Here is a 21,949-nt window from a genome sequence, read left to right as displayed (position 1 = left end):
GAACTGCGTGACTATATAAAGAAAAGGTCGGGCGCTCCTTAAGAGGGCCCGACCTTTTTTCGGTTTTAAATCAGACTCCAGAGGAAAGACCACGGGAAATAACTTTTTTCTTTGTGGGCTTCCATTTATCCGTTAAATATGCTATAATAGTTTTCTAGTTTGTGAAAACATACGGAGCGGATATAAAATGGAACCTATGAATTTGAGAATTGGTGAGAAGCTGAAAAGCATCCGCATGGCCCGCACACTTTCCCTGGATGATACTGCGGCGCTGACAGGTGTGAGCAAGCCCATGCTGGGCCAGATCGAACGCGGGCAGTCCGTTCCAACGGTGACGACCCTCTGGAAGATCGCCACGGGACTGAAAACACCACTGTCAGCTTTTCTGGAAGAACCGCAGACGGAATACACCGCCGCCGGCCCGGACGAGGCAAACGTGGTCTTGGGGGACAGCGGTAAAATGAGAGCCTATCCGCTGTTCACCTATGACCCGGCGGGTCGGAGCGTGGAGACATTCTACATTGAGTTTGACCCGGGCTGCCGCCATTTCTCAGACAAGCACAATGATGGAGTGGAGGAGCACATCTTTGTCCTGCGGGGGACGCTCCGGCTTGTTCTGGGAGACAGGCCGGTGGAGGTCAGCGAGAAACAGGCCATCCGTTTCCGGGCCGATATTCCCCACGCCTATCAGAATTTGACCGGGGACAGGTGCGAGGTCTACAACACCATATTTTATCCCAATCGTTAGGAGGGCAAATATGAAAGCTGACACGTTAGAGTTTATCTGTACTGGCATAGAAAATGGCGGCATATTCCCAACAGAAAATACCGGGCGCGGACAAGATAAATCGCCAGAGTTCATTTTGATGAACCTGTCTCCACAGGCAAAAACACTTGCAATCATATTGGAAGATGTATCGCATCCTATCAAGAATTTTACTCACTGGCTTATATGGAACATTCCCGCTGCCAATCGGGTGGACAGTGGGATTTCTGCCGGGAGTTATGTGCCCGGATTGGGTGGCGCTTGCCAAGGCGTTGGGTATGGTTTTCACCGGTACGCGGGGCCAAAACCGCCAAACGGGAAAACACATACCTATCGCTTCACTGTCTATGCGCTGGACTGCGAAGTCCAATTAAGTGTTCATTCTCTAAAAAGAGCCTTTTTAAAGAAAGCGGAAGGCCATATTCTTCAAAAAGGAACCATGACTGCGAATTTTGAATAACAAGCCATAGGAGGATGTCAACTATGTACGAATTGATCCAGGTTTCGGAGCGAAGCTATTACATCCAGAGCCCGGCGAAGATTGGGCTGGTGCGGCTGGACGGGCAGGACGTCTGCCTGATCGACAGCGGCAATGATAAGGACGCTGGCCGCAAGGTCCGGCAGCTTTTGGATGCCAACGGCTGGCGGCTCACAGCCATCTACAACACCCACTCCAACGCTGACCACATCGGCGGAAACAGATATTTGCAGGGCCAGACCGGATGCAAAATCTACGCGCCGGGAATTGACTGCGCCTTTACCCGCCACCCCATTCTGGAGCCGTCCTTTTTATACGGCGGCTATCCGTGTAAGGAGCTGCGGCATAAATTCCTCATGGCCCAAGAGAGCGATGCCCAGGAGTTAACGAAGGAATGTCTACCGGAGGGCTTTGAGCTTATCCCCCTGCCCGGACACTTTTTTGACATGGTGGGCTTTCGGACGCCTGACGATGTGGTCTATCTGGCGGATTGCCTGTCCAGCCGGGAAACGCTGGACAAGTATCAGATTGGCTTTATCTATGACGTTGCCGCCTATCTGAAAACCCTGGAGACGGTGAAATTCCTGCAAGCAAAACTGTTCGTCCCGGCCCATGCGGAAGCGGCGGAGGATATAGCCGGCCTCGTGCAGTACAATATGGACAAGGTGTTGGAGATTGCGGAAAAAATTGTCGATATCTGCCGGGAGCCGCTCTGCTTTGAGACCATCCTGCAAAAACTGTTTACGGACCATGGGCTGGCAATGAACTTTGAGCAATATGTCCTGGTAGGCAGCACCATCCGTTCCTATCTGGCATGGCTGAAGGACGCCGGCAGGCTGAACGCTCTGTTTGAAAACAATATGCTGCTTTGGCAACGGGTGTAGGAATTGGATAGAATTTTGACCTTTGAACCGATTCTGACCGAATTGCTTTTATCCCATTTACAGGATCGCGGCTATGTCCTTTGGAGATTCGGTTAAGGTTTGCAATGGCCGCAGGGAGAGTAACCATCGGCTACTGCCTCCTCCCGAGTTCCATCAAAGGTGGAGTAGTTCTTCTCGGCGATCTTTTTTACGTCTTTGCAGGAAGGATAGTGGAATTTCATAGAGCTGGTATTCAACACATACTTTGCGGATGTCTGCTGCTGGTCTGGGTTGTCATGAGCATTAAAATTGTCCGCGTTGCCGCCGTTCTCGCTGGCGGTCTCCCTGCTACTGGAAGCATTTGACGGACTTTCTGTGGCTTTGCCGCTGGTGTCGGAACTTGCTTGGCTTTGGGCAGCGGACGCGGAAGAGGCCGTGGGCGTGGAAGCAGGGGTTGGCGTGGGCTCGGGCGCAGGAGTTCGCTGGGCATAGGTGTAGCCTTTTGTGCCGGAAGCCAGAAAGATGTCTCCTTCCACCTGGGTAATGCAGCCCTCCTCGTCGACTTCTCCATAGGAGGCGGCTGAAGAGCTGCTGGCGGGGAAGCAGATTCCCGTGCCGTCCTCAAAGAGAATAGACCACCAGTTGTAGCCGCTGTCCCGGACTTTTTCCTGAACAAAGGCCGTGAACTCCTCCATGGAGGCAGCCGTTGCGTCAGATTTTCGCATGTTAATATGGGCCCGCTGGCCAATTTTTTCGGTCTTTGTCCCGTTCATTACATCGTTTACATGCACGTTTGCGGCTAACAGGAGATTCAGAGGTGTGGAGCTGGGAGCGGGGGTAACCATGGACTCGGAGACAGGAAGGCCGGTTTCCGGAGCGGATGTCGTGCTGGAAGAGATGGAATCGGTATCTCCGCCGCCGGAAAGAGCTTGTCCGATATTCCCCAGAATGCCCAGGACAAGGAGCCCGCAGATTCCCCAGAACCACCACCGCTTTGTGAGCGGCTTTTTTTCTTTTCCCTTGGAGGCCGGTGGGGCTGTACCAGCCTGCCGCAGTGGCTTCCCGCATTGAGGGCATTTCGGAGAGCTGGCGGGGATAACCGCTCGACAATGGGGGCAGTAGACGCCCCGTGTGAATTTCGCGCCGCATTTTGGGCAGTGGGAGGCTCCTTGGGGGACCTGGGCTTTACATCGGGGGCAGACCATGGCTTATTCCTCTTTTCGGGATAAATTTGCGGATTCAAGTGTTTAGAGGCTGTATCATATAGAACATAGCACGCCGCTTTTTGGTTATTTTGCTTTTCAAAGGCTTCTAGTACAGCAACCTTTCCCCGTCAAAGAGGAGCAGGCCCAGGGCCGCTCCGGTTTTCCCGCCGGACAATAAGTATTGCTTGAAAGCGCGCTGCATGGAGGTCCTTTCTGGCAGCTCTGCTGCCGGACCTTCGGCGCTGGGGCCGAATACCCGCCAGGCATCGTCGAAACCACCGTCGTCCATTTCCAGAATGGTGAAATCGTCCATGAAGCTCAGAATATTGGAGGTTTTGGGCAGGGCTTTCCGATACTCTGGGTACAGAAGCCAGGAGTGGCACAGGCATACCAGGGGGCCATCCTTACGCAGCTTCCGGAAGAACGCGTAGGCCTGGCGGTAAGAGTCCAACCGGGATTCCCGGTCGAAGGGCTCTCCGCTGGAAGGAATATGGATGTTCAGCACTTTGTCCCCAGGGCGGATGGTGTGGCCGGAAAGAGTGCGCGGGGGGCCATCGTAGATAATGGTTTCATATTCCAGCCGTCCCAGCTTCACAATATCGCAGCGGTAGAAAATAGGATACCAGAAAGCCACAAAGGTGCCAAAAACGCCGTAGTTCTCCTTACACTCGAGCGCTTTGTAGCGCAGGTCGCAGAAGGTGTCCCAGAAAATTTCTTCTGAGATTCCGTTTTCCAGATAGTCTTGCCGGGCGGATTCCGCGGCCAGAACCAGGAGCAGGCCCCAGACTGTGTAGGGGCTGAGCCCGGCGTTTTCCGCCATATCGTCCACAAGGGGTTGGGTCAGCGGGATGGAGAAGTCGTTCTCATAGAAAAATTCAATGGCGCCGTCCATGGCCTCTCCATCCAGCTTTTCCACAGCCTGGGCGTAGGCCTCTTTGGCCTCCTGGGGGAAGCCGGTTTTTTCCAGAAAGAGCTGCAAGAATTCTTTGTTCATAGAAAGTCCTCCTAGAGAATTTGAGAAATTTATTTGCCGAGCGTTTCTGTATCTATGACCAGCGTTACCGGGCCGTCGTTTTCCACCAGGACCCGCATTTCCGCCCCGAATTCTCCTGTGGAGACAGGGACGCCCAGGGCTCGGACCTCCTCCACAAACAGGCGGTAGAGCGCCTCTCCCAGCTGGGGCGGCGCGGCCAGGTCGAAGGAGGGCCTGCGGCCCTTTTTGCAGTCGGAACCCAGGGTGAAATTGGAGATCACCAATAGCTGGCCTCCGATATCGTTTAAGGAAAGATTCATTTTGCCTTCGGCATCGGAGAATACCCGCAGCCCGGCGATTTTCCCCGCCAGAAACTGGACCTGGGCTTCGCCGTCTCCCTTCAGGACGCCTAGAAATACCACCAGGCCCGGGCCGATGGACCGGGTTTCCCCGCCGTTGATGGTGACACAGGCGGAGGCCACCCGCTGGACGACTGCACGCATAAGGACCACACTCCAATTTTTATAAATTTTTCAACCGCCTCATTGCGCGAAGGGCAGAAATGGGGTATGCTGATAGGCAGGAGGCGATGGAAATGGCAAATGAGGACAAAAAAGACTTCAATGCGATGCTGAACAATCCCAAAGATATGCCCAAATTCCAGAAGGTGACAGATCCGGGAACCATTGAGAAATACGGCGGGGATGCCATGTATTTTGCCCCGCCGGCAGACTACGACCAGATCATGCGCCAGGTGCCCTTCGGCAAGGTGACAACAGTGGGGGACATCCGGGAATTTCTGGCCAAGGAAAGCGGCGGGGATTTCACGGAACCCATCACAGCGGGAATTTTTGTCTCCATTGCGGCCTGGGCCAGCGAACAGCGGGAGACGGACAAGACGCCCTACTGGCGGACATTAAAGGCGGGGGGCGAACTGAATCCCAAATATCCGGGTGGAGTGGAGGCTCAAAAGGAGAAGCTGGAGGCAGAGGGGCATACCATCACGGCCAGGGGGCGGAAGAATCTGCGGTATTACGTGCGGGACTATGAGGACGCGCTGTTTCCGCTGAAATGGGAATAGGGAGTATGCCCCTATTATAGTATAAACAGGGTGTACTTGCAAGGCGGGCGGAGAAAAAAGGGAGCGGGGCTTTTGCGCCAGCCGGAATTTCCGTTTTTTCTTGCAAGTCCCCGCCGGTTTTGCTATAATTATAACAAACATACTTGAAAATCGGGATTTACCGGTTTTCAAGCTGGGCGGATCAGGAGGCTGCGACCTCTCCGCCTGGATCAAAAGAGCTGTTTTGCCTCTTTAGACCAGAAAAACCGAAAGGAGCCTTTCCATGATCTACGAAATATCCAACGGCAGGTTTACCGCAAGGGTCGATACTCTGGGCGCCCAGCTTGTTTCCCTCCAGGAGGGGGGCTTTGAGCATATTTGGGTGGGCGACCCCAGCTACTGGAGGGAGCATGCCCCCGTCCTCTTCCCAATTGTGGGGGCTATCCGGGAGGGCAGGACCCAGATTAACGGCCAATGGTATGAGATGGGCAGACATGGCTTTGCCAAAAAGACAGAATTTGCCCTTGCGGAGCAGGGAGAGGACCGCATTGCGCTGCGCCTGACGGCCAATGATTCCACCCGAGCGGCCTATCCCTTTGAGTTCGCCCTCACCGTCGCCTATACTCTTACCGAGAAGGGGATCGACACCCGATTTACGGTAGAGAACACCGGCGGCGTGGAGCTGCCCTATTCCATCGGCGGGCATCCGGGCTTTAATATCCCGGTGAACGAGGCGGCGGCGTTCGAGGACTATACCATTGAATTTGAGGAGGAAGAGGATCAGACTTGTCCGTTGATCGACATGCAGGCAGGGCTCATCAACTGGAACGGCCAGGGCTTCCGCCTAATAGGAAAGGAGATCCCCCTGCAGCACTCTCTTTTCTACCGGGACGCCTTGGTCTTTGAGAACCTACGCTCTAAAAAGGTCCGGGTGGTGAACCGGTCTACCGGCAGGGGAGTGGAGATGGATTTTTCCGGATTCCCGCTGTTGGGGATCTGGTCGGCAGCTAATGACGGCCCCTATGTGTGCCTGGAGCCCTGGACCGGCTGCGCCACCGGCACAGAGGAGGGGGACCAGTTCATAGAGAAGAAAGGCATGGCCCTGCTGGCTCCTGGAGAAAAGGCGGAGCACCAGTTCGCCGTAGACATCCTGGGCTGAGGGGCGCTATGCGGGAGATTCTGCTTTTGGGTTGCTTCCACTTCCAGGAGAGCGGGCTGGATGTTTTCGCCCCCGGCTTTCAGAAAGAGCTGGAGGAGCTGGCCGGACGGCTGGCGGAATTCGCCCCGGACGCCCTGGCGCTGGAGGCGGCCGCCCACCAGCAGCGGGTGCTGGTGGAGGCCTACGGACGCTTCCGGCTGGAGGATCTGGAGGACCCGGAGAAAATGCGGACCCAAACCCTGGGGACCATCCATGTGTTCGGCCGGGACGTGCCCATGAACTACGGGAACGAGACGGTGCAGATCGGGTTCCGGCTGGGAAAGCTGCTGGACCTGCCCAAGGTCTGGGCCGTGGACGACGACAGCGAGATCGACGGGGCCCCTTTTGAAAATCCTGCCCCGGAAACAGCTGCGGCCATGGGGGAGTTCGGGGAATACGCCGGGGCCAGGGAGCTGGAAGGCCTGCTGGGAAAGCTCCGCTTCTGCGGCGGGCCGGAATGGGTCCGACGGAACCACGCCATCTATGTGCGGGCCAACCAGACGGGGGCCGGAACCCGTGCCGTGGCCCAGTGGTACGCCCGGAACCTGAAGATCTTCTCCAACATCCAGCGGCTGGCCCAGGAGCATGAGCGAGTGTTCGTGCTCTATGGCTCCGGGCACCTGCACATCCTGCGTCGGCTGATTCAGGAGGACAGCCGCTTCCGGCTGGTGGACGGGCTGGACTTTTTGGGGAATTCCGATGACACAGCAGTGAATTTTTGAGAAAGGAAGCGTGTATCCATGCTCTTATCAACACAGACCGAGGCCCTGGCGGGCCTGTACGGCGAGAAGGAGGCCATCCGGATGCTGGCGGGGGCCGGGTTCGATGGCTTCGACCTGAGCCTGTTCTCCATGTTCTCCGATCCGGGCTATCCTATGAACGGCCCGGAATACAAGGAATTTGCCGCCAGCCTGCGCCGGACGGCGGACGAGTGCGGCATCGTGTGCAACCAGGCCCACGCTCCCTTTGCCTCCAGCACCGGCGACCCGGACCGGGACAAGGCCATCTTCCGCTCCATCGTGCGGTCCATGGAGGGCGCCGCCATTGTGGGGGCCAAGATCATTGTGGTCCATCCCAAGCAGCACCTGCCCTACCGCACCCATATCCAGGAACTGCGGGAGATGAACGTGGCGTTCTACCGGGCGCTGGTCCCCTACTGCCAAGAATTCGGCATCCAGGTGGCCGCTGAAAATATGTGGCAGCAGAGCCCGGAGAGCGGCCGGATCGTCCCCAGCACCTGCGCTCGGCCCGAGGAGTTCTGCAGCTATCTGGACGAGATCGGCAGCCCCTGGATCGTGGGATGCCTGGACGTGGGCCATGTGGCCCTGACGGACGAGGATCTTGGGTATTTCATCCGGACCATGGGCAAGGAGCGCCTGCGGGCCCTGCACGTCCACGACAACGACCTGCGCGCCGACAGCCACACCCTGCCCTTTACCGGCAAAATCGACTTCCAGGCCCTCACCGACGCTCTGAGGGACATCGGCTACCAGGGGGACTTCACCTTTGAGGCGGACAACTTCCTCAAGATCTTCCCCCGGGAGCTGGCCCCGGAAGCCTTGGGACTGATGGCCGCCACGGGCCGCTATCTGGCCAGGAAATCGGAGAAATAAAAAACAGCGAATTTTTCTGGAGTGTTCAAAGCGCGGAGTTAAAGGAAAAGCTCCGGCAAGAGAACAGTAAAATGTTTCGTAGACTTCGTGAAACGAAGTCTTACCTTTTTCAAAGGTTGCGGGGTTTTTAGGGGTAGAGTTCGTAAGACGAAGTCTTGAACCCAAGAGTTGACCAAATCTTTGATTTGGATCAACTCTAAACCGCCGGAGGCGAAATATTATACTAAAAGAGTGCGTGGTTCGGATACTCCATATTTCGCGATTATAGAAAGGACGAAGTCCCATGGCAGACTGGAAAGAGCTGCAGAAGCGGGTCTATCAGAACAAGCTGGACCACAATTTCAATGTGACGGATATCAATCTGGAGTTCTGCTATCTCTACAGGGAAACGGCCGAGGCCCATGCCGCCTGGCGGGACAATAAGCCCGACCTGGGAGAGGAGCTGGCGGACATTGCCATCTACCTGCTGGGACTGGCGGAGATTCTGGGCTACGACCTGGAGGACGAAGTGGTACGGAAGATGGAGATCAACCGTCGCAGGCGCTATGAGAAGGTGGAGGGCGGCTGGCGGAAATATATGGTGGAGGATGAGAAATCGTAATGGCGATCAAGCTGCTGGCTTTTGATCTGGACGGCACCACTCTGGTGAAGCACAGTCTGCTGCCCGAGGCAAACCGCCGGGCCCTGCTTACGGCGGCGGAGAAAAGGGTCATTCTGGTCCCGGCCACCGGGCGGATGATGGGGTTTCTGCCCCAGAATATCCGAGAGTTGCCCGTGCGGTACGCCATCACTTCCAATGGCGGCGCGGTCTATGATATTTCCACGGGAAAGCCTATTGTGGAAAACCTGATTCCCAACGAGAAGGCGCGGGAGGTCCAGAAAGTCCTGGAGGACTACGACATCTATATTGAGTATTACACCCAGGGAGAGGCCATCACCCGCCGGGATATGCCGGCGCTGGCCCGGACCCATTTTGGCCTGCCGGAGAGTAAATGGGGCTTTGTGGACGGGAAGCACTACACCCTGGTGGACAGTCTGGGAGAGATGCTTCGGGAGACGGCCCTCTGCCCGGAAAAGATCAACCTTCCATTTATGGAGGCCGGCCAGCGGCGGGAGATCTGGGCGCGGCTGGCGGAGCTGGGGGGCCTGCGGCTTACCTCCTCCATCCCGGATAATATCGAGGTCAACGCGGAGGCTGCCCATAAGGGCGGGGCGCTGACGGCTCTGGCAGAGAGGCTGGGTCTTGACGCGGAACAGATCATGGCCCTGGGCGACAACGGCAACGATGTGACCATGCTGGAAGCGGCAGGCTGCTCGGTAGCAGTGGGGGATGGGTCTCCGGAGGCCCTGGCCGCCGCGAAATACATAACGGATGCCCACGACCAGGACGGGCTGGCGAAAGCTGTCGAACGGTTTATTCTGGGCTAGAGCCTGTCTTAAAACTCCCAAAAGAAATGGTTTCTAAAGCCAATTTACTATTTAAGATATAGTCATAGGGAAAAGCGTCATCCAATCATATGGCAGGGGCCGGCACGGTGTGAAACCGCGCCGGCTTTTGCGCTTTCTCTGAGGTTTTTGAGGAAACCGCGATTTCCTCTCACAAGGTTTACAAATCGTTCATGAAACCGCCGTCAGGGTGGATTATACTTGTTTTGTCGTTTTATTCTAGAATAGGAATATATAGTTAACGCAGCTGAAAAGAGGTAAAAGGCCTTTTGGAACCCGGCGGGGAGGTCACAGCCTCCTGAACCGCCCAGCTCAAAATCGGTAAATATCCACTTTCAAGTGCGCCTGCTATAACTCCTTACCTTTAGAGAAAGAAGGGATCCCCATGTTTTCCCGATTCAGCGTTAAGAAGCCCATGACCGTTCTTGTGGGCGTTGTGATTGCTTTGGTCCTGGGGGCCGTGGCTTTTTCCCGGATGACCCCGGACCTTCTTCCCAACATCAATTTGCCCTATGCCGTGATCGTCACAGCCTATCCCGGCGCGACTCCGGAAGAGGTAGAGCAGGAGGTCACCCGGCCCATTGAGCAGGCTATGGCTACGCTGGATCATGTGGAGGAGATCAACTCCGTCTCCCAGGAGAACGCCTCCCAGGTTATGCTCCAGCTCACCGATGACGCCAATATGGATACCCTTACCGCGGATATTCGGGAGAAGCTCAATTCTGTCTCCGGCGGCTGGGACGATATGGTGGGCACGCCCTACATCATGAAGATCAACCCCAGTATGCTGCCCGTTACCGTTGCCGCCGTAGAAATGGACGGCATGGACAACGCTGCCCTTACCAATCTGCTGGACTCTGAACTGATGACCAAACTGGAGGGCGTTGAAGGCGTGGCCAGCGTGTCCGCCAGCGGCAATGTGGAAGAGAGCGTTGCCGTCCGGCTGCGTCAGGACAAAATTGACGCTCTCAACGCCCGGATGAAAGAGAAGCTGGATAATAAATTCGCCGAAGCCCAGGAGGAGCTGGACAGCAGCGGCAAGGAGATTGAGGACGGTCTTTCCGAAGCCCAGGAGCAAGCGGATCAGTTGGCCGGACAGCGCCAGCAGCTGGAACAGGGTCAGGAACAGCTTGTCCAGCAGACGGCGGGAGCCCAGGGACAGCTGATCTCTCAGAAGGTGGAGCTGGAGTCCGCCAAGGCCCAGATCACAGCCCAGCTAACCACTATGGGACAGAATCAGAAACAGCTGGAGGATGCTTTAGATAAGCTGAACAGCCTGAAGCTCTCCCTGGATCAACTGAACCAACAGCTCGCCTCGTTGGACCAAGCTGTCGCCGGGCTTCAGGAGCTCCTCAACGGCTATCAGGCGTTGACAGCCCAGCGGGCGGCCCTCCAAGAGCAGATGGCCGGGCTGGAGCCGGAAAGCCCGGAAGCCGCCGCCATCCAGACGCAGCTGGAAGCCCTTGCCCCTCAGATCGCCGCTGCAGAGGCGGGATTCGCCGCCTTTGAAACCACCGCCGGGGAAGCACCCCAGAAGCTGGCCGAGCTCCAGGCCGGCCGGGAGAGGGTAGCTAAGGCCATCGCGGAGGCGAAAGCCATGGCCTCCGCCGGGGGCGCTGACCCGGAAAAGCTAGACGCCTCCATCGACGAGGCTCAAAAAAACCTGGACCAGCTCATCGCCGGGAAAGCCCAGCTGGAAGCCACCAACAAGCAGCTGGAGACCGGCGGGGTGACGGTAGACCAGGCTCTCAAAGAGCTCTCAAAGCAGCAGGCCAGCGGTATAATGCAGATCAGCTCCGGGCTCTCCCAGATCATCTCAGGTCAATCCGCCGTGGCCGCCGCCCAGCAGCAGCTGGAAGCCGCCAGGGAACAGCTGGACACCGCCCGGGAGGATTTTGACAGCCAGAAATCCGCCGCCTATCAAAATGCCAAGCTGGAGATCACCATGGAGATGGTCTCCTCTATCCTGAAAGCCCAGAACTTCTCCATGCCGGCCGGATATATTGAGCAGGACGGCGTTTCATGCATGGTGCGGGTGGGCGACGAGCTGGAGGATCCGGAGGAGCTTCTAAACCTGCTGCTCTTCGACACCGGCGATGACGGCATCGGTAAGGTCTATCTGCGGGACGTGGCCGATGTGGCCGTTGAAAGCAACGCCTCTGAGCTCTATGCCAAAATTAACGGCGAGGACGGCCTTCTGCTGTCCTTTACCAAGCAGTCTACTTATTCCACCGCTCAGGTTTCCCGGAACATCCAGGAGCGCTTTGAGAAGCTCTCGGAGGAATATGAGGGGATGCGCTTCTCCACCCTCTCCGATCAGGGGGATTACATCTACATTGTGGTGGACACCGTGCTGCAAAACCTGATTTTGGGCGCGGGTTTGGCGGTGCTGATTCTGCTGTTCTTTCTGCGGGATCTGCGTCCCACCATTGTCATTGCCTTTTCCATTCCGATTTCCCTGCTGGTAGCTATTGTGCTCATGCACTTCTCAGGGGTCACCCTGAACGTCATCTCTCTTTCGGGCCTGGCGGTGGGCGTGGGAATGCTGGTAGATAACTCCGTGGTAGTTATTGAGAACATCTACCGCTTGCGAAATGAGGGCGTCTCCGCCGCCAAGGCCTCTGTCCAGGGAGCGGTGCAGGTCACAGGGGCCATTGTCGCCTCCACCTTCACCACGGTATGCGTGTTTCTGCCCATCGTCTTTGTGGATGGGGTTACCCGCCAACTGTTTACAGACATGGCCCTGACCATCGGCTATTCCCTGCTGGCAAGCCTTTTTGTGGCCATCACCCTGGTGCCTGCCATGACCTCCACGACCTTGCGGGCCAGCACCCCCAAATCCCACGGGGTTTTTGACCGGGTGCTCAATGGATACGGGCGGCTGGGGGCGGCCTCTTTGCGGCACAAATGGGTCTGCCTGACGTTGTCCCTGGTACTGCTGGCGGGAAGCGTGGTTCTGGCCTTATCCCGTGGTTTCATCTTCATGCCCGCCATGAGCGGCAGCCAGCTTACGGTCAGCTTTACCCTTCCCGGGGAGGATCGGGAGGACCACAGCTTTGAAGAGCGCACCGCCATGGCAGACCAGATCACAGAGCGGATTTTGGGTCTGGACTATGTTACCACAGTGGGAGCCATGGCCTCCGGCGGTTCCGGCTCTGGTGCGGGCGACATGATGAGCATGATGGCCGGCGGAGACGGCGCGGTGTCCATCTATGTGCTTCTGGATGAAAACACGGGCGTCAAGGACAGCGAGGCCGCCAAAGACATCGAAGCCGCCTGCGGAGATCTGGACTGCCAGGTTTCTGCCCAGGGAAGTATGGATATGAGCGCCTATATGTCTGCGATGAGCGGTTCCGGCGTGGAGGTCAAGCTGCGGGGGAACGATATGGACAGCTTGATCGACACGGCCAATCAGATAAGCGAGCTTCTGGCGGACGTAGACGGAGTCGGGGAGGTAGAGAGCGACCTGGAGGATTCCTCCCCGGAGCTGCGCATTGTGGTGGACAAAAACAAGGCTATGGAAAACGGTCTCACCATTGCCCAGGTCTATCAGAGCGTCAGCGCGGCGATTGGAGAGAGCTCAGCCGCTACATCGATGAATATCGAAGGCTTCGCCCAGGATGTGCTGGTGGTCCATCCCAAGGATGGAGAGATGGACGAGGGCTATGTCAAAAGCCTTACGGTATCCGCCACAGACCGGCTGACCGGAGAGACAGAGGAAGTTCCCTTGATCCGCATTGCCAGATTTGAGGACCGCCAGAGCCTGAACGCCGTCCGGCGGGAAAATCAGAACCGGGTCCTTACGGTAAGCGCTCAGTTGGAGGAGGGATACAACGTCACCCTGGTTACCGGGGAGGCGGAAAAGGCCCTGAGGAATTACCAGCCGCCCCAGGGCGTGGTCTGGGAGATGGCGGGAGAGAACGAGACGATTATGGAGGCCATGGGCCAGCTGATGCAGATGGCAGCCCTGGCGATCCTGATTATCTATTTGATTATGGTGATCCAGTTCCAATCACTGTTGCTGCCTTTTATCGTGATGTTCACCATTCCTCTGGCCTTTACAGGAGGCTTTCTGGCTCTGTATCTCTGCGGCATGGAGGTGAGCGTGGTGAGCATGATTGGCTTTATCATGCTGGCGGGAATCATCGTGAACAACGGCATTGTGCTCATCGACTATATCAACCAGCTGCGCCTGACAGGGATGTCCCGGCAAGACGCCATTCTGTTGGCGGGGCGCACCCGGATGCGCCCCATCCTCATGACGGTGCTTACTACGGTGCTGGGCCTGGTCTTTATGGCTTTGGCCACGGGCATGGGGGCCGAGATGATGCAGCCGGTAGCCATTGTGTGCATTGGGGGCCTGCTCTACGCCACGCTGATGACCCTCTTCGTGGTGCCCGCGATGTATGATATCCTGGCAAAGAAAGAGCTGCGGAAGGTGGACGTGGAATAAATCTCCTCAGTGAATTAAGAACCTGTATTCACAGTCGGCAGTTTCGACAATGAATACAGGTTCTTATACTTTTTGAGAGTAATACTGTGTGGCCTCCGCCGCCACAGATCGGCGGCTCCGGCGGTTCAGGGGTTTCACCCCTGAAAGCCCCACCACCTTTGAAAAGGTGGACGAAACTTTTAACCTGGATAGCCTTGGCCGGTCCAGCTGGTCAAAACTTGGCAACGCCAAGTTTACAGCTGGTCGTCGTGTGGGGGTGCTGGTCCCCGGTGGGGACCGTCAAGCACCAACCGAACCGGCAGGTGAAAAGCCCCCCCAGTTGCCGGAGGCCAAAACGTACTATTAGTAAAGTATAGTTAATTAACTATATAGCGAAAAAGGATCCGGCAGACGCCTTAAGTTGTACCGGACGGGTCCGGCACTTCCGATGGAACGGCCTCCCGGTATCCATGGGTCCGGGTCCACTCCTTTGTGGAATCATTGCGCTGCACGGCGCTTTGACGGTCCCGAAGCAGGCGGCACAGAGAGTACACGTCCACCCAGATTTCTCCGTTTCCCTCTTTCTGGCTTTCATCAAAGATAATTTGCAGGCCATAGTGAAGATGACTCTGCTCAATGCCGTTGACATTTTCTGTGGCGCTGTAGCCTGTGCGGCCCACATATCCGATTACATCTCCCGCCAAAACTGTATCCCCCAGGGCAAGACCTTCCGCAAAGGGACGGTCCTTCCGCAGGTGAGCGTAGTAATGATAACGCAGCCCGTCGAAACTGCGGATCCCGATTCGCCAGCCCCCATACTGGTTCCAGCCCAGGGCCTCAACCCGACCCGATTCAACCGCGATCACCGGGGTCCCCACCGCCGCCATCATGTCGTGGCCCAGATGGCGGCGGTGGTAGCCGTATTCCCGGCTGACCCCGAAGTCGTCGTAGTCGCTATAGGGAAAGGTTTCCGCAATGGGGGAGTAGGCCTTTAGGCCATAGTAGCTTTTCCAGCCCTCCCCCTCTTCCAGCTCATATTCCCCCACGAAGCCGCCCAGTACCGCGCCATAGGCCTCCTGGTAGTAGGGGAAGGAGGGCATAGAGGAGAGATCCTCCCCGGCCTGGAGCTTTTCCAGGCCGGTTTCGAAATCCTTTTGCCGGAACAGGGAAAAGTCTCCACCGTATTTTGCCGCCAGATAGGCCAGCAGATCGACCCAGCTGATGGGGGAGCCGCTGTCATGGGCATCCTGGTCCGCGTCCAGCGCCATTTGCAGCAGCTTGGCGGGCACGTCGAAATCCACCCATTTGATAAATCCTTTGGGCTTTTCCGAACCCTCCGCTTCCGCGGCCCAAGCCTGGCTGAATGCTGGCAGCACCGCCGCCAGCAGGAGCACTGCCGCCAGCACCCCGCCCCAAATCTTGCCCTTCATTTTTATGGTAAAGAACATAACCCCGCCCCGCTTTCCATTCAGACTATGCGGGGAGAGAAGCGGTTAGAACACAGGCCTTTCCAGGCAGAGCACGGGAAAGTGTGTTAACTATAACACAAATCCTATTGGTACAGCTTTTAAGAAAGAATGGTAGCTTTTTCTCACAAAAACTGCTATAATGTTTTCGAGGTGAATTCTATGTTGAAAAATTGGATCAAGCCCAGCCGTCCCCAACAAGACGAGCTGAAAGCCCGCCTGAAAACCGCCCAGGAGAAATTGGAAACCCAGCAAATGCTGCTGAAGGATAAAAAGCTCCCTGTGCTGGTGTTGATCGAAGGCTGGGGAGCCGCCGGAAAAGGCAGCGCCATCGGCCAGATCATCAGGCACATCGACCCCCGATTCTTCAAAGTCTTTTCTATGAACGCCCCCACCATGGAAGAGCGCCGCAAGCCCTTTCTCACCCGCTATTTTGAGAAGATTCCCGAAGCCGGGAAATTCACCTTTCTGGATTCCGGCTGGATGGATGAAATTACCCGAGAGCGCCTCAACGGGGTGCTCACCGACCAAGGCTACGCCCAGCGCGTTGACAGCGTGAAGCGCTTTGAGCGCCAGCTCACCGACAACGGTTATCTGGTACTGAAATTCTTTTTCCAGATCAGCAGGAAAGAACAAGCCGGGCGGATTGACGCCCTGATGGACGACAAGGATACCGCCTGGCGAGTCAGCCGGGGGGATGTGTGGCAAAATGCCCACTATGACCGCTGTCTGGAGGTTTTCGACCGCTATCTGGAGGACACCAACACGCCCAGCGCGCCCTGGTACATTGTAGACGCTAAAAACAAAAAATTCGCTGAGCTGCAGGTGATGGAAACCCTGTGCACCGGGATTGAAACCGCCTTGCACAACGAAAGCCTAGCTGTGCCCTTGCTGCAAAATGTATTCCCCCTGATCAAAATGCCCAAACTCAGCGAGGTTTCTCTTGCAGACAAGACACTCAGCGACGGGGAGTACAAAGAGCAGCTGAAAAAGCTTCAGGGGAAGCTGCGGATGCTCCACAACCGGCTGTACCGCAAGCGGGTGCCGGTGGTCATCGTCTATGAGGGATGGGACGCCGCCGGGAAAGGCGGGAACATCAAGCGCCTTACCGGGGCCATGGACCCACGGGGCTTTGAGGTGCATCCGGTTGCCAGCCCCGAGCCCCACGAGAAGGCCCGGCACTATCTGTGGCGCTTCTGGACCAATCTGCCCAAGGACGGCCATGTAGCCATCTTTGACCGCAGCTGGTACGGCCGGGTGATGGTAGAGCGCCTGGAGGGCTTCTGCTCAGAAAATGACTGGCAGCGGGCTTACTACGAGATGAATGAATTCGAGCAGGAACTTCACAACTGGGGCGCGGTGGTGCTGAAGTTCTGGGTGCAGATCGACAAGGATACGCAGCTCCAGCGGTTCACCGACCGGCAGAACATCCCTTCCAAACAGTGGAAGCTCACTGACGAGGACTGGCGCAATCGAGAGAAGTGGGATGTGTATGAGGCAGCTGTCGACGAGATGCTGCAAAAGACCAGCACAACCTACGCCCCCTGGCATATTCTGGAATCCGTGGACAAAAAATACGCCCGTATCAAGGCGCTGAAGATCGTGGTAGAAGCCCTGGAAGAGGCGCTCAACTAGGGCATGTTCCCATTAAGCTATAACGGCTCTAGCCCGAGGGACGCGGGCAGCGGAGACCATTTTGAACAAAACCGGAGCGGCGCGAAGCTGTGTTGGCCTTCAACAGACAAGAAAAACGGGCATCAAAAGATGCCCGTTTTGATTCTTCAGATAGAAATCAGCGGTAAAGAACACAACACGTCCACAAACCGGCCATATTGCGGCAAATCCACATCCGCCTCTTGATCGTTAAACGAACTTGGCCGGGTTAATCTTAATTCCAGGGCCCATAGTGGCGCTGAGCACACAGGACCGCACATACTGGCCCTTGGCGGCAGCGGGCTTAGCTTTCACAATGGCGTCCATCAACGTGTTGAAGTTCTCTGCCAGCTTCTCGGCACCAAAAGAAACCTTACCGATGGGACAATGGATGATATTGGTCTTGTCCAGGCGGTACTCAATCTTACCGGCCTTGGCCTCCTGCACGGCCCGGGCGATGTCCGGGGTCACGGTGCCGGCCTTGGGGTTGGGCATCAGGCCACGGGGGCCCAGGATCTTACCCAAACGGCCAACCAGGCCCATCATGTCGGGAGAGGTGACCACCACATCGAAGTCCATCCAGCCCTCGGACTGGATCTTCTGGACCATCTCCTCCGCGCCCACGAAATCGGCTCCGGCGGCCTCGGCGGCCTCCACGTTGTCGCCCTTGCAGATGGCAAGAACGCGCACGTTCTTGCCGGTGCCGTTGGGCAGCACGATGGCGCCGCGCACCTGCTGGTCCGCGTGGCGGCCGTCAACGCCCAGTTTTACATGGAGCTCTACCGTCTCGTCAAACTTAGTGGTGCCGGTTTTTACGCAAAGGTCCAGGGCCTCTGCGGTATCATATAGCTTCGCGCGGTCAATGAGCTTTGCGCTCTCTCTGTATTTCTTTCCGTGTTTCATTGCAGTTTCCCCCTTCCCTTAGTCTACTACTTCGATGCCCATGCTGCGGGCGGTTCCGGCGATCATGCTCATGGCCGCTTCCAAAGAGCCGGCGTTCAAATCGGGCATCTTGGTCTCGGCGATCTTCTGCACCTGCTCCTTGGTGATCTTGGCCACCTTCTTTTTGTTGGGCTCACCGGAGGCGGTCTCAATGCCGCAGGCCTTCTTGATGAGAACCGCAGCGGGCGGAGTCTTGGTGATAAAGGTGAAAGAGCGGTCTGCGTACACAGTAATTACAACGGGAATAATCAGTCCCACGTCATTCTTTGTGCGCTCGTTGAACTCCTTGGTAAACGCCATGATGTTCACGCCGTGCTGGCCCAGAGCGGGGCCCACAGGCGGGGCCGGAGTGGCTTTTCCGGCGGGGATCTGGAGCTTGATAAAGCCCGTTACCTTTTGTGCCATTTTACATTACCTCCAATATTTGTGGTTTTAGCGGCAGGGGCAGGAAAATTTTACCCATGCCTCCCACACTGAACGCGGACAGCGCCGTCTTTGGCTCCGGCCGCGCGTAAGGCCATTTTCCCAGCAGAGCTCTTGCGAAAATAATTTTTTTGAGTACTGAGGGGCCTTCGGCGGCACAGACCGCCGCCTGCGGCAAGACCGTGGGGCTTTGAGTCTCAGCTGGTCTCGTCTGCCGACTTGGTCGGGTCAGAACGCTCCCCACTGGGGAGCTTCCCCGCTTCGGTCGGTTCGCAGCATTGTCTGCAATACTTGGCTTTGCCACGTATCCGGCAGAACACTCACCCCCACACCCTACCAGGGGCCTAACGCCCCTGGACCGCGTAATTTGCCCAATCTGATCGACTTTGCAAGAGGTCTAGTAAATTTCACCGGGATTCAAAGCTGTTCTCATAGATATCCAGAAAACTGGATACAAACCGTGCCTGGGCCTTTTCCTCCTGGCTTCCGGCAGTCACCTGCCAGCCATAGATCTTATACCCAGCATAGTCATTCTTACGAATGGGACCCAGGACGAACTCCTCCTGAATCAAAGCCAGGCCTTGGCCGCAATTCTCCTTCAGCCCCTCGAAAGCGGCCTGCGGGTCCTTGAACACCGCGTAGCCCTCCGCGTCCGCCCCAATAGCGAAGGAAGAGCCCAGGGCAGTGTACTTGTCCACGTCCACATTCCCCTTCACGTTCCCCTGGCCGGGCTCATATTCCTGAACCCAGGGGTGGACGATTCCAGGGGAGGCCGAGCATCCGGCCAGAGAGAAAGCTCCGGCCAAAAGCAAGGCCGCGAAAAAGCGTTTTCCCGACATAGCAGTTCCTCCTTCCCAGGGGCCGATCAGTCCACCGGCTCGGCCTGATCCAGCTCCAGCTCCACCGGGGTATCCCGGCCGAACATAGAAACCATGACCCGCACCCGATTTTTCTCCGGGTCCATCTCTTCCACCACGCCGATGAAGCCCTCCAGAGGACCGTCGGTGATGTTCACCGAATCGCCCACCTTGTAGCTCACCTCAATCTCACGCTGCTCAATGCCCAGCCGGGCGACCTCTGTCTCAGTGAGAGGCACGGGCTTGGAGGACGGTCCCACAAAGCCGGTACAGCCCCGGATATTCCGCACGGCGTACCAGCTCTCGTCGGTCATTATCATTTTGACGATCACGTAGCCGGGGAAGATCTTCCGTTCCACTTCCTTGCGCCTGCCGTCCTCGGTGATCTCCGTCACCTGCTCGGTGGGCACCCGGATTTCCTGGATCAGCTCTTGCAGCTGGCGGTTCTCCACCGTTTTTTCCAGGTTAGAGGCCACTTTGTTCTCATAGCCGGAATAGGTGTGCACCACATACCATTTTGCTTCGTCTGCCATCTGTTCTCCTCCGAATCCACACTGCCGTCCGCCGCTTTTACGCGGCCACGTTCATTACCAGCCCCAAAAGATTCATAAAGGCTGTGTCCAGCAAAAACACAAAAAGCCCCAGCACGATGATGGTGACCAGCACCACGCCGGTATTCTTAAAAGTTGCCTTGGGCGTAGGCCAAACGATCTTCTTGATCTCGCCCTTGCAGTCCTTTACAAATTTAACCACCCTTTTGCCGAAAGCGGCCACGGGATTGGGCTTTTTGCTTTTTGCCTCGGGCTTCTTAGCGTTTTTCTCGTTATCCGCCATATTCCCGCTCCTTACTTTGTTTCCCTGTGCAGGGTGTGTTTCCGGCAGAACCGGCAGTATTTGTTCATCTCCAGCCTGTCCGGATCGTTCTTCTTGTTTTTCTTGGTCAGGTAGTTCCGCTGCTTGCACTCTGTGCAGGCCAGCACGATCTTGACTCGCATATCGGCACCTCCATAAAATTGGTTTTGGTCGAGACTTGAAACAACGGTTTCAACGTCTCTGCCTCCCTCAGAAAGCAGGGCGCAAAAAAAGAACCCCCCTTTTCGAGGTATCTATACTATAGCACAAGCGGGCCAGACTGTCAAGAGGAGATTGGGCCCGGGGAACGGCCTGGGCGTGTGTTTTTGGGGAAGTAATAGAAGGCCTCCGTCGCAAAGGGTCTCGCCTGCCGACTCGGTCGGTTCGTAGCTTGTCTGCCACTGGCAGACACTCACCCCCAAACCCCACCAGGGGCCTAGACGCCTGAGACTTGGCTTCGCCAAGTCTTTGACCGCGCAATGTGTCTGTCTTTATCGCACATAGCTAACCAGGGTAAAGTTTTCGTCCACCTTTTTCAAAAGGTGGCAGGGTGTGGGACAGAGTCCCACGGTCTTGCCGGAATGCGCGAGAGTTCGCTTGCGAACTCTTCTGTGCGCATGGAGGCCTCCCACTACTCAAAAAGACCGGCCCGCGACTATGCAGGCCGGTCTTTCTTCTCTCATTCCGAGGGCGTCAGCTCAGCCGGGCCTCCACCTTTTTGCCCCGCTTCTTCTTTTTCTTTTCAGGCTTAATGTTCTTTCCGATAAGTCTGCGGGAGAATTTGGCTACCTTTTGCAGGTCGGCCCCCAGCTTAGGCTGGATGGCATCGTAGCTCTCTTGGGTGAGCCCGTTCAGCAGCACATAGGTGAGGATGGACCGCAGGTCCATGTCGCCGTTTTTGTACATATCCTCCAGCAAGGCTCCCAGCTTATCCGCGGGTTCGCTGTCCGGATAGCGCTTAAGCAGGTCCTCCGCCAAAGGCAGAACATGGCCCCGGATAAAGGTGACAAAACGCACCTGCCCGTAGACAATCTTCTCCTCGTTGAGGGCCTCTTTCAGCTCCGGGAAAATTCCCACCAGCCGGTTGATAAAGAACAGGGGGTCCACGTTCCGGTCCTCGCCCTTGCCAGACTTCTTCCTCTGCTGGACAATAGCCACCCGCTTGGGTCCCCGGACCACCTCCAAGAAGTCATTGATGATGCTCTCCGCGTCATCCCGCTCCCCGGTCCGCTTGTCAAAAAGCCATACGGAAAGCTGTCGCCAATCCCCGGGCTCCCCCTTGTCGTTCAGAGTAGTGGAGCGCAGCAGAAAGCTCTGCTTCTTGTCGTCATAAAGAAGGCTGTAGGCCACTTCGTCCGTGGCGAACATCGCCGCCCTCCCGGCGGGGTCCTCCAAAGGCGCAGGCTCCTTGAAGCCCTGGCCGGAAAGCTCCGCGCCCAGGGCGTTTTCGATCAGCTGAAAGGCGTCAAAATTCAAATCAATCAACTCCAGATTTTTTATATGAAAGGTATATTTTGCAGAGTAATACTGTGTGGCCTCCGAACGCACAGAAACGCGTTCTCCGGCAAGACCTTGAGGGCTTCTCGCCCTCAAACTCCCCGCCAGCTTAAGACCAGCTGGACCGGTCAAAGCCGTCCAGGGTAAAAGTTTCGTCCACCCATATTTTTCTCATTATACCAATCCCCCGCGCCTTTGTCAACGAATTCCCTCGCAAAACAGTTG

The 21,949-nt window shown here is 56.6% G+C and carries 22 protein-coding genes; 11 read left to right on the top strand and 11 right to left on the bottom strand.

What is annotated here, in order from left to right; translation table 11 throughout:
* Positions 1–196: 196 nt before the first annotated feature.
* From D7X94_RS00770 to D7X94_RS00760, 3 genes are read left to right on the top strand one after another with little or no spacing between them, the layout of a single operon-like run.
* A complete protein-coding gene (locus tag D7X94_RS00770; protein WP_243111058.1) occupies positions 197–748 on the top strand; it encodes a helix-turn-helix domain-containing protein in 552 nt (183 codons plus the stop codon).
* Positions 749–758: 10 nt separating this feature from the next.
* On the top strand, positions 759–1,226 hold the full coding sequence (locus D7X94_RS00765; protein WP_120425778.1) for a YbhB/YbcL family Raf kinase inhibitor-like protein: 468 nt from the start codon (positions 759–761) through the stop codon (positions 1,224–1,226).
* A gap of 23 nt (positions 1,227–1,249) precedes the next feature.
* On the top strand, positions 1,250–2,128 hold the full coding sequence (locus D7X94_RS00760; RefSeq protein ID WP_120425777.1) for an MBL fold metallo-hydrolase: 879 nt from the start codon (positions 1,250–1,252) through the stop codon (positions 2,126–2,128).
* Between the two features lie 92 nt (positions 2,129–2,220).
* On the opposite strand, the gene D7X94_RS00755 is transcribed toward D7X94_RS00760, so the two are convergent.
* The 3 genes from D7X94_RS00755 to dtd form a co-directional block, all read right to left on the bottom strand.
* Positions 2,221–3,312: a zinc ribbon domain-containing protein gene (locus D7X94_RS00755; protein WP_120425776.1), complete on the bottom strand. Its 1,092-nt coding sequence runs from the start codon at positions 3,310–3,312 to the stop codon at positions 2,221–2,223.
* 106 nt (positions 3,313–3,418) lie between these two features.
* Positions 3,419–4,306, bottom strand: coding sequence for an acyltransferase domain-containing protein (locus D7X94_RS00750; RefSeq protein WP_120425775.1), 888 nt, complete (start codon positions 4,304–4,306; stop codon positions 3,419–3,421).
* A gap of 29 nt (positions 4,307–4,335) precedes the next feature.
* Positions 4,336–4,788, bottom strand: coding sequence for a D-aminoacyl-tRNA deacylase (gene dtd, locus D7X94_RS00745; RefSeq protein ID WP_120425774.1), 453 nt, complete (start codon positions 4,786–4,788; stop codon positions 4,336–4,338).
* A gap of 92 nt (positions 4,789–4,880) precedes the next feature.
* Here dtd and D7X94_RS00740 point away from each other — a divergent pair, with 92 nt between their 5' ends.
* The 7 genes from D7X94_RS00740 to D7X94_RS00705 all read left to right on the top strand — a co-directional run bounded on the left by D7X94_RS00740 (position 4,881) and on the right by D7X94_RS00705 (position 14,055).
* Positions 4,881–5,366 (top strand): MGMT family protein, encoded by a 486-nt coding sequence (locus tag D7X94_RS00740; RefSeq protein ID WP_120425773.1) that lies wholly within the window; start codon positions 4,881–4,883, stop codon positions 5,364–5,366.
* A gap of 262 nt (positions 5,367–5,628) precedes the next feature.
* Positions 5,629–6,504 carry an aldose 1-epimerase family protein gene (locus D7X94_RS00735; RefSeq protein WP_120425772.1) on the top strand — a complete coding sequence of 292 codons (876 nt, stop codon included), beginning with the start codon at positions 5,629–5,631 and terminating at the stop codon, positions 6,502–6,504.
* A gap of 8 nt (positions 6,505–6,512) precedes the next feature.
* Positions 6,513–7,265: a DUF5694 domain-containing protein gene (locus D7X94_RS19430; protein ID WP_147401634.1), complete on the top strand. Its 753-nt coding sequence runs from the start codon at positions 6,513–6,515 to the stop codon at positions 7,263–7,265.
* Between the two features lie 18 nt (positions 7,266–7,283).
* The gene (locus D7X94_RS00720) at positions 7,284–8,156 is read left to right on the top strand and encodes a sugar phosphate isomerase/epimerase family protein (RefSeq protein ID WP_120425769.1); all 873 of its coding nucleotides are present in this window, start codon (positions 7,284–7,286) and stop codon (positions 8,154–8,156) included.
* Positions 8,157–8,439: 283 nt separating this feature from the next.
* Entirely contained in the window at positions 8,440–8,757 is a 318-nt protein-coding gene (locus D7X94_RS00715; protein WP_120425768.1) for a MazG-like family protein, read from the top strand.
* Entirely contained in the window at positions 8,757–9,584 is an 828-nt protein-coding gene (locus D7X94_RS00710; RefSeq protein WP_120425767.1) for an HAD family hydrolase, read from the top strand. The genes D7X94_RS00715 and D7X94_RS00710 overlap by 1 nt, the downstream gene beginning before the upstream one ends.
* A 403-nt stretch (positions 9,585–9,987) precedes the next feature.
* A complete protein-coding gene (locus D7X94_RS00705; protein ID WP_120425766.1) occupies positions 9,988–14,055 on the top strand; it encodes an efflux RND transporter permease subunit in 4,068 nt (1,355 codons plus the stop codon).
* A 395-nt stretch (positions 14,056–14,450) separates the two neighbouring features.
* Here the strand turns inward: D7X94_RS00705 and D7X94_RS00695 are convergent, their stop codons facing one another.
* A complete protein-coding gene (locus D7X94_RS00695) occupies positions 14,451–15,482 on the bottom strand; it encodes a M23 family metallopeptidase (protein WP_120425764.1) in 1,032 nt (343 codons plus the stop codon).
* Between the two features lie 180 nt (positions 15,483–15,662).
* Between D7X94_RS00695 and pap the strand changes: the two genes are divergently transcribed.
* Positions 15,663–17,135, top strand: a complete 1,473-nt coding sequence (gene pap, locus D7X94_RS00690) for a polyphosphate:AMP phosphotransferase (RefSeq protein ID WP_120426004.1) — start codon at positions 15,663–15,665, stop codon at positions 17,133–17,135.
* A 228-nt stretch (positions 17,136–17,363) separates the two neighbouring features.
* On the opposite strand, the gene rplA is transcribed toward pap, so the two are convergent.
* The 7 genes from rplA to D7X94_RS00650 form a co-directional block, all read right to left on the bottom strand.
* Positions 17,364–18,056, bottom strand: coding sequence for a 50S ribosomal protein L1 (gene rplA / locus D7X94_RS00685; RefSeq protein ID WP_120425763.1), 693 nt, complete (start codon positions 18,054–18,056; stop codon positions 17,364–17,366).
* An 18-nt stretch (positions 18,057–18,074) separates the two neighbouring features.
* The gene (gene rplK, locus D7X94_RS00680; RefSeq protein WP_120425762.1) at positions 18,075–18,500 is read right to left on the bottom strand and encodes a 50S ribosomal protein L11; all 426 of its coding nucleotides are present in this window, start codon (positions 18,498–18,500) and stop codon (positions 18,075–18,077) included.
* Between the two features lie 425 nt (positions 18,501–18,925).
* A complete protein-coding gene (locus tag D7X94_RS00670) occupies positions 18,926–19,357 on the bottom strand; it encodes a hypothetical protein (protein ID WP_243111056.1) in 432 nt (143 codons plus the stop codon).
* Positions 19,358–19,383: 26 nt separating this feature from the next.
* Entirely contained in the window at positions 19,384–19,908 is a 525-nt protein-coding gene (gene nusG / locus D7X94_RS00665) for a transcription termination/antitermination protein NusG (protein ID WP_120425760.1), read from the bottom strand.
* Positions 19,909–19,945: 37 nt separating this feature from the next.
* Positions 19,946–20,209 carry a preprotein translocase subunit SecE gene (gene secE, locus D7X94_RS00660; RefSeq protein ID WP_120425759.1) on the bottom strand — a complete coding sequence of 88 codons (264 nt, stop codon included), beginning with the start codon at positions 20,207–20,209 and terminating at the stop codon, positions 19,946–19,948.
* A gap of 11 nt (positions 20,210–20,220) precedes the next feature.
* Positions 20,221–20,370 carry a 50S ribosomal protein L33 gene (gene rpmG / locus D7X94_RS00655; protein ID WP_066539368.1) on the bottom strand — a complete coding sequence of 50 codons (150 nt, stop codon included), beginning with the start codon at positions 20,368–20,370 and terminating at the stop codon, positions 20,221–20,223.
* A 550-nt stretch (positions 20,371–20,920) separates the two neighbouring features.
* Positions 20,921–21,703, bottom strand: coding sequence for a DUF7674 family protein (locus tag D7X94_RS00650; RefSeq protein WP_147401633.1), 783 nt, complete (start codon positions 21,701–21,703; stop codon positions 20,921–20,923).
* Positions 21,704–21,949 lie beyond the last annotated feature (246 nt).

Source organism: Acutalibacter sp. 1XD8-33 (genome assembly GCF_003612555.1).
Taxonomy (GTDB): Bacteria; Bacillota; Clostridia; order Oscillospirales; family Acutalibacteraceae; genus Acutalibacter.
Note: the sequence above shows the minus strand (reverse complement) of the source record. Positions and strands in the feature narration are given on the sequence as shown.

What these genes read in the sequence shown, in the direction of transcription:
- D7X94_RS00770 (WP_243111058.1), top strand. Translation starts at nt 197, where the DNA reads ATGAATTTGAGAATTGGTGAGAAGCTGAAAAGCATCCGCATGGCCCGC.
- D7X94_RS00765 (WP_120425778.1), top strand. Translation starts at nt 759, where the DNA reads ATGAAAGCTGACACGTTAGAGTTTATCTGTACTGGCATAGAAAATGGC.
- D7X94_RS00760 (WP_120425777.1), top strand. Translation starts at nt 1,250, where the DNA reads ATGTACGAATTGATCCAGGTTTCGGAGCGAAGCTATTACATCCAGAGC.
- D7X94_RS00755 (WP_120425776.1), bottom strand. Translation starts at nt 3,312, where the DNA reads ATGGTCTGCCCCCGATGTAAAGCCCAGGTCCCCCAAGGAGCCTCCCAC.
- D7X94_RS00750 (WP_120425775.1), bottom strand. Translation starts at nt 4,306, where the DNA reads ATGAACAAAGAATTCTTGCAGCTCTTTCTGGAAAAAACCGGCTTCCCC.
- dtd (WP_120425774.1), bottom strand. Translation starts at nt 4,788, where the DNA reads ATGCGTGCAGTCGTCCAGCGGGTGGCCTCCGCCTGTGTCACCATCAAC.
- D7X94_RS00740 (WP_120425773.1), top strand. Translation starts at nt 4,881, where the DNA reads ATGGCAAATGAGGACAAAAAAGACTTCAATGCGATGCTGAACAATCCC.
- D7X94_RS00735 (WP_120425772.1), top strand. Translation starts at nt 5,629, where the DNA reads ATGATCTACGAAATATCCAACGGCAGGTTTACCGCAAGGGTCGATACT.
- D7X94_RS19430 (WP_147401634.1), top strand. Translation starts at nt 6,513, where the DNA reads ATGCGGGAGATTCTGCTTTTGGGTTGCTTCCACTTCCAGGAGAGCGGG.
- D7X94_RS00720 (WP_120425769.1), top strand. Translation starts at nt 7,284, where the DNA reads ATGCTCTTATCAACACAGACCGAGGCCCTGGCGGGCCTGTACGGCGAG.
- D7X94_RS00715 (WP_120425768.1), top strand. Translation starts at nt 8,440, where the DNA reads ATGGCAGACTGGAAAGAGCTGCAGAAGCGGGTCTATCAGAACAAGCTG.
- D7X94_RS00710 (WP_120425767.1), top strand. Translation starts at nt 8,757, where the DNA reads ATGGCGATCAAGCTGCTGGCTTTTGATCTGGACGGCACCACTCTGGTG.
- D7X94_RS00705 (WP_120425766.1), top strand. Translation starts at nt 9,988, where the DNA reads ATGTTTTCCCGATTCAGCGTTAAGAAGCCCATGACCGTTCTTGTGGGC.
- D7X94_RS00695 (WP_120425764.1), bottom strand. Translation starts at nt 15,482, where the DNA reads ATGTTCTTTACCATAAAAATGAAGGGCAAGATTTGGGGCGGGGTGCTG.
- pap (WP_120426004.1), top strand. Translation starts at nt 15,663, where the DNA reads ATGTTGAAAAATTGGATCAAGCCCAGCCGTCCCCAACAAGACGAGCTG.
- rplA (WP_120425763.1), bottom strand. Translation starts at nt 18,056, where the DNA reads ATGAAACACGGAAAGAAATACAGAGAGAGCGCAAAGCTCATTGACCGC.
- rplK (WP_120425762.1), bottom strand. Translation starts at nt 18,500, where the DNA reads ATGGCACAAAAGGTAACGGGCTTTATCAAGCTCCAGATCCCCGCCGGA.
- D7X94_RS00670 (WP_243111056.1), bottom strand. Translation starts at nt 19,357, where the DNA reads ATGTCGGGAAAACGCTTTTTCGCGGCCTTGCTTTTGGCCGGAGCTTTC.
- nusG (WP_120425760.1), bottom strand. Translation starts at nt 19,908, where the DNA reads ATGGCAGACGAAGCAAAATGGTATGTGGTGCACACCTATTCCGGCTAT.
- secE (WP_120425759.1), bottom strand. Translation starts at nt 20,209, where the DNA reads ATGGCGGATAACGAGAAAAACGCTAAGAAGCCCGAGGCAAAAAGCAAA.
- rpmG (WP_066539368.1), bottom strand. Translation starts at nt 20,370, where the DNA reads ATGCGAGTCAAGATCGTGCTGGCCTGCACAGAGTGCAAGCAGCGGAAC.